12 protein-coding genes are annotated in these 12433 nt (G+C 73.8%); 6 read left to right on the top strand and 6 right to left on the bottom strand.

The genetic code is table 11. The features are described from left to right. Nucleotides 1-107 precede the first annotated feature (107 nt). Nucleotides 108-1421, top strand: a complete 1314-nt coding sequence (gene allB, locus ABD841_RS20750; RefSeq protein ID WP_425582014.1) for an allantoinase AllB — start codon at nucleotides 108-110, stop codon at nucleotides 1419-1421. Continuing rightward, a complete protein-coding gene (gene alc, locus ABD841_RS20755) occupies nucleotides 1418-2437 on the top strand; it encodes an allantoicase (RefSeq protein WP_344974146.1) in 1020 nt (339 codons plus the stop codon). Before allB ends, alc begins: the two co-directional genes overlap by 4 nt. A gap of 182 nt (nucleotides 2438-2619) precedes the next feature. Here alc and pknB read toward each other — a convergent pair whose 3' ends face one another. The 4 genes from pknB to thiO form a co-directional block, all read right to left on the bottom strand. After that, nucleotides 2620-4593 (bottom strand): Stk1 family PASTA domain-containing Ser/Thr kinase, encoded by a 1974-nt coding sequence (gene pknB / locus ABD841_RS20760; protein WP_344974147.1) that lies wholly within the window; start codon nucleotides 4591-4593, stop codon nucleotides 2620-2622. 75 nt (nucleotides 4594-4668) lie between these two features. Beyond that, on the bottom strand, nucleotides 4669-5427 hold the full coding sequence (locus ABD841_RS20765; RefSeq protein ID WP_344974149.1) for a thiazole synthase: 759 nt from the start codon (nucleotides 5425-5427) through the stop codon (nucleotides 4669-4671). Nucleotides 5428-5473: 46 nt separating this feature from the next. Continuing rightward, nucleotides 5474-5674: a sulfur carrier protein ThiS gene (gene thiS / locus ABD841_RS20770; protein ID WP_344974151.1), complete on the bottom strand. Its 201-nt coding sequence runs from the start codon at nucleotides 5672-5674 to the stop codon at nucleotides 5474-5476. Continuing rightward, entirely contained in the window at nucleotides 5671-6792 is a 1122-nt protein-coding gene (thiO, locus tag ABD841_RS20775; protein WP_344974153.1) for a glycine oxidase ThiO, read from the bottom strand. Before thiO ends, thiS begins: the two co-directional genes overlap by 4 nt. A gap of 327 nt (nucleotides 6793-7119) precedes the next feature. Here thiO and ABD841_RS20780 point away from each other — a divergent pair, with 327 nt between their 5' ends. From ABD841_RS20780 to thiE, 3 genes are read left to right on the top strand one after another with little or no spacing between them, the layout of a single operon-like run. Further along, entirely contained in the window at nucleotides 7120-8298 is a 1179-nt protein-coding gene (locus ABD841_RS20780; RefSeq protein ID WP_344974155.1) for an NAD(P)/FAD-dependent oxidoreductase, read from the top strand. 51 nt (nucleotides 8299-8349) lie between these two features. After that, complete coding sequence (locus tag ABD841_RS20785; RefSeq protein ID WP_344974157.1) at nucleotides 8350-8724, top strand: Rv2175c family DNA-binding protein; 375 nt, start codon at nucleotides 8350-8352, stop codon at nucleotides 8722-8724. Then, nucleotides 8702-9340 (top strand): thiamine phosphate synthase, encoded by a 639-nt coding sequence (gene thiE / locus ABD841_RS20790; RefSeq protein ID WP_344974159.1) that lies wholly within the window; start codon nucleotides 8702-8704, stop codon nucleotides 9338-9340. The genes ABD841_RS20785 and thiE overlap by 23 nt, the downstream gene beginning before the upstream one ends. A gap of 51 nt (nucleotides 9341-9391) precedes the next feature. On the opposite strand, the gene ABD841_RS20795 is transcribed toward thiE, so the two are convergent. Continuing rightward, a complete protein-coding gene (locus ABD841_RS20795; RefSeq protein WP_344974161.1) occupies nucleotides 9392-10462 on the bottom strand; it encodes a polyprenyl synthetase family protein in 1071 nt (356 codons plus the stop codon). A 387-nt stretch (nucleotides 10463-10849) separates the two neighbouring features. Here ABD841_RS20795 and metF point away from each other — a divergent pair, with 387 nt between their 5' ends. After that, nucleotides 10850-11782 (top strand): methylenetetrahydrofolate reductase [NAD(P)H], encoded by a 933-nt coding sequence (gene metF, locus ABD841_RS20800; protein ID WP_344974163.1) that lies wholly within the window; start codon nucleotides 10850-10852, stop codon nucleotides 11780-11782. Nucleotides 11783-11853: 71 nt separating this feature from the next. Here metF and ABD841_RS20805 read toward each other — a convergent pair whose 3' ends face one another. After that, a complete protein-coding gene (locus ABD841_RS20805; RefSeq protein WP_344974166.1) occupies nucleotides 11854-12402 on the bottom strand; it encodes a GNAT family N-acetyltransferase in 549 nt (182 codons plus the stop codon). Nucleotides 12403-12433 lie beyond the last annotated feature (31 nt).

Consider the following 12433-nt stretch of genomic DNA (forward strand, 5'->3'; position numbering starts at 1 on the left):
GCGCGGGCGGCACACCGGGGCCGGGGCGCCCGGGCCCGCCTGCGGCGGCGCGGGGACGGGGCGAGGCGGGCGGCCGGGACGGGCCGCGCGAGGAAAGCGGAGAGGTGATGAGCATGGGAGCCGGGGACGTGCCGGACCTGGTCGTCCGGTCGCGGCGGGCCGTGCTGCCGGACGGCGAGCGCCCGGCGGCGGTGGCCGTGCGCGGCGGAAGGATCGCCGGGGTGCACGCCTACGACGCGGACCTGACCGCCGCCGAGCAGGTCGACCTCGGCCACGTCGCGCTGCTGCCCGGCCTGGTCGACAGCCACGTGCACGTCAACGAGCCGGGCCGCACGCACTGGGAGGGCTTCGCCAGCGCCACCCGGGCCGCCGCGGCGGGCGGGGTGACCACGATCGTGGACATGCCGCTCAACTCGCTGCCGCCGACCGTGAACACCGCCGCGCTGGCCGCCAAGCGGCGGGCCGCGGACGGGCAGTGCCGGGTGGACGTCGCCTTCTGGGGCGGGGCGATCCCCGGTAACCTGGCCGACCTGCGGCCGCTGCACGAGGCGGGCGTGCGCGGGTTCAAGTGCTTCCTGTCCCCCTCCGGCGTGGACGAGTTCCCGCCGCTGGACCTGGACGGCCTGCGGGCCGCCATGGTGGAGATCGCCTCCTTCGACGGCCTGCTGGTCGTCCACGCCGAGGACCCCGCGCTGCTCGCCGACCCCGCCGGGCCGGGGTACCGGGAGTTCCTCGCCTCGCGGCCGGGCGAGTCCGAGCGCCGCGCGGTCGAGCGGGTCGCCGAACTGGCCGGGGAGACCGGGGTGCGGACGCACATCCTGCACGTGTCGTCCGCGCTCTGCCTGGAGCCGCTGGCCGACGCGCGCCGGCGGGGGGTACGGCTCACCGCGGAGACCTGTCCCCACTACCTCACGCTGGCGGCCGAGGACGTGCCGGAGGGCGCGACCCAGTTCAAGTGCTGCCCGCCCATCCGTTCCGCGGCCAACCGCGACGAGCTCTGGCGCGGGCTCGCCGACGGGCTGCTGAGCTGCGTCGTCTCCGACCACTCCCCGTCCACCCCGGACCTGAAGGTGCCCGACTTCGCCGCCGCCTGGGGCGGGATCTCCTCCCTGCAGCTCGGCCTGACCGCCGTCTGGACCGAGGCCTCGCGGCGCGGGCACGGCCTGGGCGACGTGGTCCGGTGGATGGCCGCGGGCCCCGCCGCGCTGGCCGGGCTGCGGGGCAAGGGCGCCCTCGCCGAGGGCGCCGACGCCGACCTGGTCGCCTTCGACGCCGACGCCCCGCACACCGTGGACGTCGCCGCCCTGCACCACAGGAACCCGGTCACCCCCTACCACGGCCGGACCCTCACCGGCGTGGTCCGCACGACCTGGCTGCGCGGCCGGGCCGTGGGGGAAGATCCGCGAGGGAGCCTCCTTTGACGCCCCGTCCCGCTGCCGGCGCCTCCGATGTCCCGCGCCCCTCCGGCCCGCCCGGCACCGCCGGGGCCGGTTTCACCGCGCTGCCCGACCTCGCCCTGCGCACCCTCGGCGGCTCCGTCATCGCCGCCAACGACGAGTCCTTCGCCGAGCGGGAGAACCTGATCCGCCCCGGCCGGCCCGGCTTCCGGCCGCACACCTTCGGCGCCAAGGGGCAGGTCTACGACGGCTGGGAGACCCGCAGGCGGCGCGAGCCCGGCCACGACTGGGCCCTGGTCAGGCTCGGCATGCCCGGCGCGATCCGGGGCGTGGTGATCGACACCGCCTGGTTCACGGGCAACTACCCGCCCCACGCCTCCGTCGAGGCCACCGCGGCCGGGGGCTACCCGACGGCCGCCGAACTGGAGTCCGCCGACTGGGTGGAGATCGTCCCCCGCAGCGCCGTCACGGGCGACGCCGAGCACTTCTTCGAGGTGGCCGACGAACGCCGCTACACGCACGTCCGGCTGAACATGTTCCCCGACGGAGGCATCGCCCGGCTGCGCGTGCACGGCGAGGTCAGGCCCGACCTGAGCCTGTACGAGGGGCTCGGCCTGGACCTGGCCGCCCTGGAGAACGGCGGCCTCGTCACGGGCTGCTCCAACGAGTTCTACTCCTCGCCCAACAACGTCATCGCCCCCGGCCTCGCCCGCCACCAGGCCGAGGGCTGGGAGACGGCCCGGCGTCGCGACGGCGGGAACGACTGGCTGGTGATCCGCCTGGCCGGCGCCGGCGTCGTCAGGCTTGCCGAGATCGACACGACCAACCTGGTCTTCAACGCCCCGGCCGCGGTCACCCTCACCGGCACCGCGGACGGGGACACCTGGTTCCCGTTGCTGCCGCGGACCCGCCTGCTGCCCGACACCCCGCACCGCTTCCGTATCGAGGGCGCGCCGCCGGCCACGCACGTCCGGGTGGACATCCATCCCGACGGCGGCCTCGCGCGGGTCCGCCTCCACGGTTTCCTGACCGGCGGCTGACCGCCCGGCCCCGGGCGGGGCCGCCGTCCGCTTCCCGTCGTCCGCCCGTTCCCCGCTGCTCGCGGGCCGGGTGCCTCCGGGCGCCGGTCCCGGTCATGACGCCGGCCCCGGCCGGCCCCGTATGCGCGGATCCCGGTTCCGGGCCCGGGAGCGGGCCCGGAACCGGGATCCGGAAGGTCAGCTCAGTGCCAGATGGTCACTTCGGTGCCGGGGGGAACCGGCTGGCCGCCCGCCGGGATCTGCGCCACGACCACCCCCCGGCCCAGGGCTTTTTTCACCTTCACCCGCATCCCCGCCGTCTGGAGCTCCTGCCTGGCGGCCTTGACGTCCTTGAACACGATGTTCGGGATGACGATGACGTTCTGGCCGGGGTCGTTGGGGTTCTGGCCGTTCTCCCACGGCCAGTGCCACTCGGGATTGGCGCACTGCGAGAGGGTCAGCCGGACCACGGCGCCCTTGTCGACCTCCGTGTTGGGCTGCGGGTCCTGGGCGATGACGGTGCACGGCTGGGCGGCGTCGACCTGCTCGACGAACTCGGGGACGAAACCCGCCGTGCGCAGCGTCTGGTCGGCCTGGTCGCGGGGCATGCCCTTGACGTCCGGCATGACGAGGCCCGCGCTGACGACCAGGTTGACCTTGCTGCCCTCCTTGACCGGGTTGCCCACGGCGGGACTGGTGCGCATCACCTGGTCACGGGGGACGGTATCGCTGGCCTGCCTCCGGACGCTCCCGGGGACGAGCCCGGCCTCGGCCAGTTTGACGCGGGCGTCGGGGGCACTCAGCCCCACCACGTTGGGCACGGCGACCCGCTTGGGGCCGGCCGAGGCGATGATGATCAGCTTGGTGCCCGGCTCGACCTCGGTGCCCGAGGTCGGTTCGGTGCGCAGCACGTTGCCCTTGGGCACCTTCTCGTCGTTCTCGGCCTTGCCCTCCTCGACGACGAAGCCGCGCTGTTTGGCCTCGGTGGCGGCGAGCGTGGCGTTCTGCCCGATCAGGTAGGGCACCTTGATCGAGGTGTCCTGCGAGAACAGCCAGCCGGTCACGCCGACCGCGATCACCATCACCACGGCCAGCCCGATCAGGAACCACCGGGCCCGCGGGCGCCGGCGCTCCTTCGGTGCCGCCGGTGCCGCCGGTGCCGCCGGCGGTGCCTGGCCGCCGGCCGGGCCGGTGAGCAGGTCGGCGCGGGGCTGGATGAGGGTCTGGTTGACCGGCCCGGGCGCGGGGGCCGCCGGGTGGACCTGCGTGGCCGCCGCCGGCCCGGCCGGGACCGGAGCCGCCGGGACCGCCGGGACCGGGCCGCTCTCGCGGGGGAGCATCCGGTGCGCGTCGACGGCGGCGACCAGCATCGCGGTGGCGTCGGCCGGCCGGCCGGCCGGGTCGCGGGCCGTCGCCTGGGCCACCAGCGTGTCGAGGAGCGGGTGGGAGCCGGGCAGCAGCGCCGAGGGCACCGGCACGGTGTCGTGCACGTGCCGGTAGGCCACCGACATGGGGGTGTCGCCCTCGTACGGCTGGCGGCCGGTCAGCAGCTCGAACAGCATGATGCCGGCCGCGTAGACGTCGCTGCGGGCGTCGGCGGCGCCCGAGGTCACCTGCTCGGGCGACATGTAGCCGATGGTGCCGATCATGACACCGGTGCGAGTCTGGTTGGTCGCCTCGATCGCCCTGGCCAGGCCGAAGTCCACGACCTTGACCCGCCCGTCGTCGGCGATCAGCACGTTCTCCGGCTTGACGTCACGATGGACCATCCCGGCCTGGTGGGCGGCGCCCAGCGCGGCGAGGACGGGGATCATGACCTCGAGCGCCTCGCGGGCGGGGAACCTGCCCCGGGCGCGAAGCACGTCGCGCAGCGTGCGCCCCGGCACGTACTCCATCGACAGGTAGACGTTGCCGCCGTCCGTGCCCTGGTCGAACACGTGCACCACGTTGGGGTGCGACAGGCTCGCCACCGACTTGGCCTCGCCGATGAAGCGCCGCACGAAGGCGGGGTCCTCGGCCAGTGTGCGGTGCATGACCTTCACAGCGACCATGCGGTCGAGCCGGATGTCCAGGGCCAGATAGACGGTCGCCATGCCGCCCCGGGCGATCCGGGACTCGACGCGATAACGCCCGTCGAGGAGTTTCCCGACTAGGGGGTCCGTAAGCGTCGTGTCCACGTGCCCGAGTTTACGGGCGATTTGAGTCCCGCCGGGTCTGCGAATCCCAAACCGATGCCGAGACGTGGTCGTTTTCTATCGATGAAGGGGCGAGGACGCCTCCGCGTAGCGACGCCGGGGTATCCGTCCGGCCAGGTGGGCCGCCCGGCCCGCGGCGACGGCCGACCGCATGGCCTGCGCCATCAGTTCCGGCTGCCGGGCACGGGTGACCGCGGTGGCGAGGAGCACCGCGTCACAGCCCAGCTCCATCGCCAGCGCCGCGTCGCTGGCCGTGCCGATCCCGGCGTCCAGGATGACCGGCACGTTCGCGAACTCCACGATGAGCTCGATGTTGTGCGGGTTGCGGATGCCGAGCCCGGAGCCGATCGGCGCGCCCAGCGGCATCACCGCCGCGCAGCCCGCCTGCTCCAGCCTGCGCGCCAGCACCGGGTCGTCACCGATGTAGGGAAGCACCGTGAACCCGTCGGCGACCAGGCGTTCGGCGGCGTCGAAGGTCTCCAGGGGGTCGGGCAGCAGGGTCCGCTCATCGGCGATCACCTCCAGCTTCACCCAGTCGGTCTCCAGCGCCTCCCGGGCCAGCCGGGCGGTCAGCACGGCCTCCCCTGCGGTGAAGCAGCCCGCGGTGTTCGGCAGGACCTTGATGCCGCGCCTGCGGAGCACGTCGAGCACCGAGCCGTGGGCGGAGGGGTCGAGCCGTCGCATCGCGACCGTGGTCAGCTCCGTCCCCGAGGCGACGAGCGCCGCGTCCAGGACCTCCAGGGAGGGTGCGCCGCCGGTGCCCATGATGAGGCGGGAGGAGAACTTCTCCCCGCCGATGATCAGATCGTCGTTCATGTCCGTCATCCTCTCCGCACCGCTCCCCGCGCCGTCGTGAGCACCGTCATCCTCCCTGTACCGCCGTGAGCACCTCGACCCGGTCGTCCTCGGCGAGCGCCGTGGAGTCCCATGCGCCCCGTGAGACGACCTCGTCGTTCACCGCGACGGCCACCCCGCTCCTGTTCGCGGTCAGTATCCGTACGGCCTGCGCGACGGTCGCCCCGTCGGGCAGTTCGTGCGCGGTCCCGTTGATGGTCACCTTCATGGGCGCTCCCGGAAGCGGAGGGGCGAGCAGATCGTGGAGAGTTCCCGGTCCGCCTCGCCCCAGCAGAGGTCGGCGGTGAGCGGGGCGAGCAGCACCCCGCCCCGGTGGTGGCCGGTGGCCAGCCACAGCCCCGGCACGGAGGCGGGGCCGACCAGCGGCAGGTTGTCCGGGGTGCCGGGGCGCAGCCCGGCGACCACGTCGGCCACCTCCAGCTCCGTCACGCCGGGGACGAGCTCCCGCGCGTCGCGCAGCAGCTCCCACAGCCCGCCGGCGGTGACGCGGGTGTCGAAGCCCATCTCCTCCTGGGTGGCGCCGAGGACGACCTCCCCGTCCCCGCGCGGCACCAGGTACACGTTCGAGCCGTGGACGGCTCCGCGCACGCACCGCCGGAGGACCGGCGCGGGGGAGCGCAGCCGCATGATCTGGCCCTTGACGGGCCGCACCGGAGGCAGCGCCTCGGGAGGCAGCCCGGCCAGGTTCCCCGACCAGGCGCCGGCCGCCAGCACGACCCGGTCGGCGCCGACGGTCTCGCCGGTCGCCAGCCGCACCCCGGTGACCGCGTCCGACGCCGTGAGCACCTCGGCCACCCGGGACCGGAGCAGCGCGCCCCCGGCGCGTTCCAGGGCCGCCAGGAGCGCCCTGGTGACCCTCCTGGGGTCGACCCAGGCGTCGCCGCCGGCCAGCATGCCGCCGCGGACGGCGGGGGCGAGCATCGGCTCGAGGCGGCGGCACTCGCGGCCGGTGAGGCGTTCGGCGGGCAGCCCCAGTTTGTCGACGAACGCGGCCAGGTCGTCCAGCGCGGCCAGGTCGTCGGAGCCGAAGGCGACGTCGAGCGTCCCGTCGGTGCGGTAGTCGAGGTCGTGCCCGCTCGCCTCGGCGAGCTCGGCGGCGAAGGCGGGCCATCTCTGCAGGGAGGCCAGGCCCAGCCGGAGCAGCGGCTCCTCCGTGTAGGTGACCTCGCTGACCGGTGCCAGCATGCCCGCCGCCGCGTGTGACGCGCCCGAGGCGGGCGCGGGGTCGGCCACCGCGACCCGCAGGCCGCGCCCGGCCGCGCGCCAGGCGACCGACAGCCCGATCACGCCCCCGCCGATGACGAGGACGTCGAAGCGGTGTGCCATGTGTGCTCCGCTCCCTTCGCCGGCATGACCCGGATCAGGTTCCTGGCGGTCGAGGGCTCGCTTGCGGCTCGCCCGGATCCTCGCGTCCCGCCCCGTGCCCGGCCGCGCCGTCATGCGGCGCCGTTCCCGGAACGTCGGTGGTCGCTGGGCTCCTCGCGTCCGCAGCCCTCCTCTCAGCCCGGTGCGTATCCGGGCTCCCGCGCGTCTTCTCCCCCCACCCTAAGGGTTCTCGCACCGCACTCAGTGCGTGGGATGTGAGCTAAATACCGTTTTCGTTATCAACGACCGTTGGTAGGAGGCGCCTCCTGACGCTTATCGTCGTGAAGTGTGAATCATGTCGTGGTAGTTGGGGCCGGTCTCGCCGGTGTGCGCAGCGTCGAAGCCTTACGGGCCCACGGGTTCGGCGGCACGATCACGATGATCGGTGAGGAGCGGCACCGTCCCTACGACCGCCCGCCCCTGTCCAAGGGCGTGCTGCTCGGGGAGACCGACTCCACGATCGTCGACTCCGACCTCGACGCGCTCGAGGTCGACTTCCGTCCCGGCGTGGTCGCCAAGGGACTCCATCCCGGCGTGGTCGAGACCACCGAGGGCGAGCTGGCCTACGACGGCCTGGTGATCGCCACCGGCGCGCGCCCCGTCCGGCTGCGCGGCGACGGCCCCCAGCACGTCCTGCGCACCATCGACGACGCGCTCGAACTGCGCTCCCTGCTCACCGAGGGCACCGGGGTCGCGGTGATCGGCGCCGGCTGGATCGGCGCCGAGGTGGCCACCGCCGCCCGCAAGGCCGGCTGCGCCGTGACCGTCATCGAGGCCGCCGACACGCCGCTGGCCGCCGCGCTCGGCCGGGTCGGCTCGTACACCGCCCCCTGGTACGAGGAGGCGGGCGTCGACCTGCGCCTGGGCACCCTGGTCGCCTCCGTCGACCAGGGTGGCGTCACCCTGGCCGACGGCTCCGCGGTCGAGGCCGAGGTGGTCGTCACCGGTGTGGGCGTGCGCCCCGCCACCGAGTGGCTGACCGGGTCCGGCGTCCGGCTGGACAACGGGGTCGTCACCGACGAGCACCTGCGCACCTCGCTGCCGGACGTCGTCGCCGTGGGCGACTGCGCCGCCTGGTGGTCGCGCCGCTACGGCCGCCGCCTCCGCGTCGAGCACTGGGACACCGCCCTGGGCGCCCCGGAGGTGGCCGTCGCCACGCTCCTCGGCGAGACCGCGGTCTACGACCCGGTCCCCTACTTCTGGTCCGAGCAGTTCGGCCACATGGTCCAGTACGCCGGGCACCACGACGGCGCCCGAATGATCATGCGCGGTGACCCGGCGGCCGAGGGGAAGGCCAGATGGGGGGTGTGCTGGCTGACCGACGACGATCGGCTCACCGCGATCCTGGCGGTCAACCGCCCCCGCGACCTGCTGCAGGGGCGCCGCCTCATCGAGAGCGGGCACCGGCTCGACGCCGGACGCCTCGCCGACCCCGCGGTGGCGCTGCGCGACTGCACGGTGGCCTGACCTCGCCTCCGGGGTGTTTGGCGGAGGGCACGATGTGGTAGTGGTGGTTTCGTGACGCTTTCTGTTGCGCAGATCGACCGGGAGACCGACCAGCTGGTGGGCGAGTGGCTCACCCTCACCGAGGTGGCCAGGAGGCTCAACCTCAGCACCGGTCGCGCAAAGCAACTTCTCAAGGACCACAAGCTCATCGGGGTGCGCCGGGACGGGGGAGAGCCCCAGGTGCCCGCCGCGTTCATCGCCGGAGGCGATGTCGTCAAGGGGCTGCCCGGCACCCTCACCGTGCTTCTCGACGCCGGATACGACGACGTCGAAGCCCTCCGCTGGCTTTTCACGCCGGACGACACCCTCCCGGGTTCGCCGGCCGAGGCGATCCTCGCGGGCCGCCACACGGAGGTCAAGAGGCGTGCCCAAGCCCTCGCTTTCTGACGCCCGCCTGTACCTGTGCACCGACGGGCGCCGTGACCGGGGAGACCTCGCCGACTTCCTGGACGCCGCTCTCACGGGCGGGGTCGACATCGTCCAGCTGAGAGAGAAGGGCCTGGAGGCGCGTCAGGAGCTGGAGCTGCTGTCCGTCTTCCGCGAGGCGTGCGACCGGCACGGCAAGCTCCTGGCCGTGAACGACCGGGCGGACATCGCGTACGCGATCCGCCCCGACGTGCTCCACCTCGGCCAGGACGACCTGCCGGTGGCCGTCGCGCGCGACATCCTCGGCGACGACATCCTCATCGGGCGTTCCACTCACGCCCCCGAGGAGGCGTCCGCCGCGGCCGTCGAGCCCGGCGTCGACTACTTCTGCTGCGGCCCGATCTGGCCCACGCCCACCAAGCCCGGCCGGCCCGCGCCGGGCCCCGGCCTGCTCCGGCACGCCGCGGCCCTGGGGACCGACCGGCCCTGGTTCGGCATCGGCGGCATCGACCTCGCCAACCTGGACGAGGTCATCTCGTACGGCGTGCGCCGGGTCGTGGTCGTGCGGGCCATCACCGAGGCCGACGACCCCAAGTCGGCGGCCGAGGAGTTCAAGCGGCGCCTGGCCGCCGTCTGACCCTCGCCCCGGCCGGCCGCCTCTTCCGGAGGTCCGGGCCGCGGCGGCCGGTCAGGTGCGGCGGGAGGTCGCGGCCACGGCCAGCTCGGCCAGGGCCGCGCGGGCGTCCTCGGTGATCGGGGAGCTCTCCAGGGAGACGAGCGCGTTCTCCAGATATCCCTTGATCATCTCCTCGCACGCCGCGAGGGCGCCCGTCTCCTCGATGATCTGCCGCAGTCGGTCGACCCCGGCCGTGTCCAGGTCCGGGTCGCCGAGCGTGCCGCGCACCGCCTCGGCCTGCTCCGGTGAGGCCGCCGCGAGCGTGCGGGCGATGAGCATCGTCCGCTTGCCCTCCCGCAGGTCGTCGCCCGCGGGCTTGCCGGTCTCCTCGGGATCGCCGAAGACCCCGAGGATGTCGTCGCGGAGCTGGAAGGCGATGCCCACGCACCGCCCGTACTCCTCGCAGAGCCGGTCGATCCACGGTCGCCCGCCCTGCGCGGCGAGCACCAGGCCGAGCCGCAGGGGCTGCTCCACGGAGTACTTGCCGCTCTTGAACAGGGCCACGCGCAGCGCGCTGTCGAAGGTGCCCTCACCGTGCGCCTGCTCCAGCAGGTCCAGGTACTGGCCGCACATCAGCTCGGTGCGCATGTCGTCGTAGACCTGCTGGGCCGCCTCCAGCGAGGCGCGGGGCAGCCCGCTGGTCCGCCACATCTCGCCGGACCAGATGAGCATCAGGTTCCCCAGCAGGATGGCCGCCCCCTCGCCGAACTGCTCGGCGGAGCCGTGCCAGCCGGCCTTCCTGTGCAGTTCCTCGAACCTGCGATGCGCCGAGGGCATGCCCCGGCGCAGGTCGCTGGCGTCCATCACGTCGTCGTGCACCAGGGCGCTGGCCTGCAGCAGCTCCAGCGAGGCCGCGGCGGAGAAGAACGCCGGGTCGTCGCCGCTTCCGCCCGCGCCACGCCAGCCCCAGTAGCAGAAGGCGGGCCGTAGTCGCTTGCCGGCCGAGAGGAAGTCCTCGACCGCGGTGATCAGAGGCACCACCTCGGGGGCGCCGACCTGCGGTCGCCGCCGGTCGACGAACTGCCGGAGGGAACGGTCGACCTCGGAGCGGATGGTGTCGAGCGCGGCTGCGGAAGCGGTCATGGTACGAGACTAACCGTCGAAGGAAGATATGCGGATCTAGGGTCTGTTCTGCTGATATTTCCACCAAAGTGGTCATCAGGCTTTCCGAAAGCGGCCGTCCGGTGGCTCCTGTCACGCGCCCTCGGTGTGGCGTCGCCTGTGACGTCGCCCACCGTTCGGTGGTTCCTGTCACGCGCCCTCGGTGTGGCGTCGCCCACCGTCCGGCGGCTCTGTCGTGCCGCCGTTGCCGCGGTCTCGGGCCCCCGGCGCCCCCGCGGTGCCGCCCCCGGCGGGGCGGCGGTCATCCGGCGTTCCCGGGGCCGCGTTTCCGTGGCCGGTTCCGGCCGGGGCGGGGCGGGGGCAGGGTGGGAACGACCACCGGGGCGGCCGGGCCAGTACCCTGGACCCATGGCTCTGGGTCGCCCGTCCGTCCTTCCCGATCGCGTTCCCACCGTCCGCGAGCTCCTCGCCGCCGGTGCCCGCTCGTTCTCCTTCGAGTTCATGCCGCCGAAGACCGAGGAGGGGGAACGGCACCTCTGGCGCGCCGTCCGCGAGCTGGAGGCGCTGCGCCCCACCTTCGTGTCCGTCACTTACGGCGCCGGCGGCAGCACCCGCGACCGCACGGTCGACATCGTGGAGCGCATCGCCCACGAGACCACGCTGACCCCGGTCGCCCACTTCACCGCCGTCAACCACTCCGTCCGCGAGCTGCGCCACCTGGTGGGCCGGTTCGCCGGGGCGGGCGTGCGCAACATCCTCGCCGTGCGGGGCGACCCGCCGGGTGACGTGACGGGTGAGTGGGTGCGCCACCCCGAGGGCGTCCTGTACGCCGAGGAACTGGTCCGGCTGATCCGCCAGGCCGGCGACTTCTGCGTGGGCGTGGCCGCCTTCCCGTACAAGCACCCGAGGTCGCCCTCGATCGAGTCCGACACCGAGTACTTCGTGCGCAAGTGCCGCGCGGGCGCCGACTACGCGATCACGCAGATGTTCTTCCGCGCGGACGACTACCTGCGGCTGCGTGACCGGGTGGCGGCCAGGGGCTGCGACACCCCGATCATCCCCGGCATCATGCCCGTCACGCAGATGAGCACGATCGCCAGGTCCGAGCAGCTCTCCGGCGCGCCCTTCCCGCCCGAGGTGGCCGCCCGGTTCGAGGCCGTCGCCGACGACCCCGCGGCCGTGCGCAGCCTGGGCATCGAGCACGCCGCCGAACTCTGCCAGACCCTGCTCGACGAGGGCGCGCCCGGCATCCACTTCATCACCTTCAACCGCTCCAGCGCGACCCGCGAGGTCTTCCAGGCTCTCGACCCCGCGCCGAGCGTGGCCCCGCTGCCCGTCTGAGCCGCCCGGGTCCGCCCCGCCCTCCCCGGCTGGGCGGCCCCGGCTGGGCGGCTGTTCCGGTTCGTTCCCGCTCAGCCGCGCAGCGGCAGCGCCGCCCCGAGGATCGCGTAGCGTTCGTAGCCGCCGGGGAAGACGAACCCGGTGAGCAGGTCGACGAAGCCGATGCTGCGGTAGAGGTGCCGGGCGGCGGTGGGCCGGTCGCGTGTCGACAGCACCGCGGTGCGCTCGGGGCGGCCCGCGCACATGCCCCGGACCAGCGACCGGCCGATGCCCTTGCCCTGGTAGTCGGGGTGCACGTGGATCTCGGCGAGTTCCAGCGCGTCGCCCAGCCACCCGCGGGCGCTTCCCTCGCCGCCCTTCTCCGCGAGGGCGCGGCTGACCACGTCGTGCCACCACTGCCCCGGGACCCCGTGGAAGCCGTAGGCGACCCCCACCGGCGTGCCGTCGGAGCGCTCGGCGAACAGGCAGGCGAACCCGGGGTTGCCGGCGTGGTTGCCCATGATGACCTTGCGACCGGCGATCTGGTCGGCGGGCGGGTTCATCGCCGCGATGTAGACGTCGAGGACCGCGTCCAGCCGGGAGGTGAACTCATCGGGGTCGATCCGTCGCAGTCCGATCACGCGTCGCACCCTAGCAAAACAGACATCTCGC

The sequence above is a fragment of the Streptosporangium fragile genome, assembly GCF_039534445.1.
GTDB classification, from domain to species: domain Bacteria; phylum Actinomycetota; class Actinomycetes; order Streptosporangiales; family Streptosporangiaceae; genus Streptosporangium; species Streptosporangium fragile.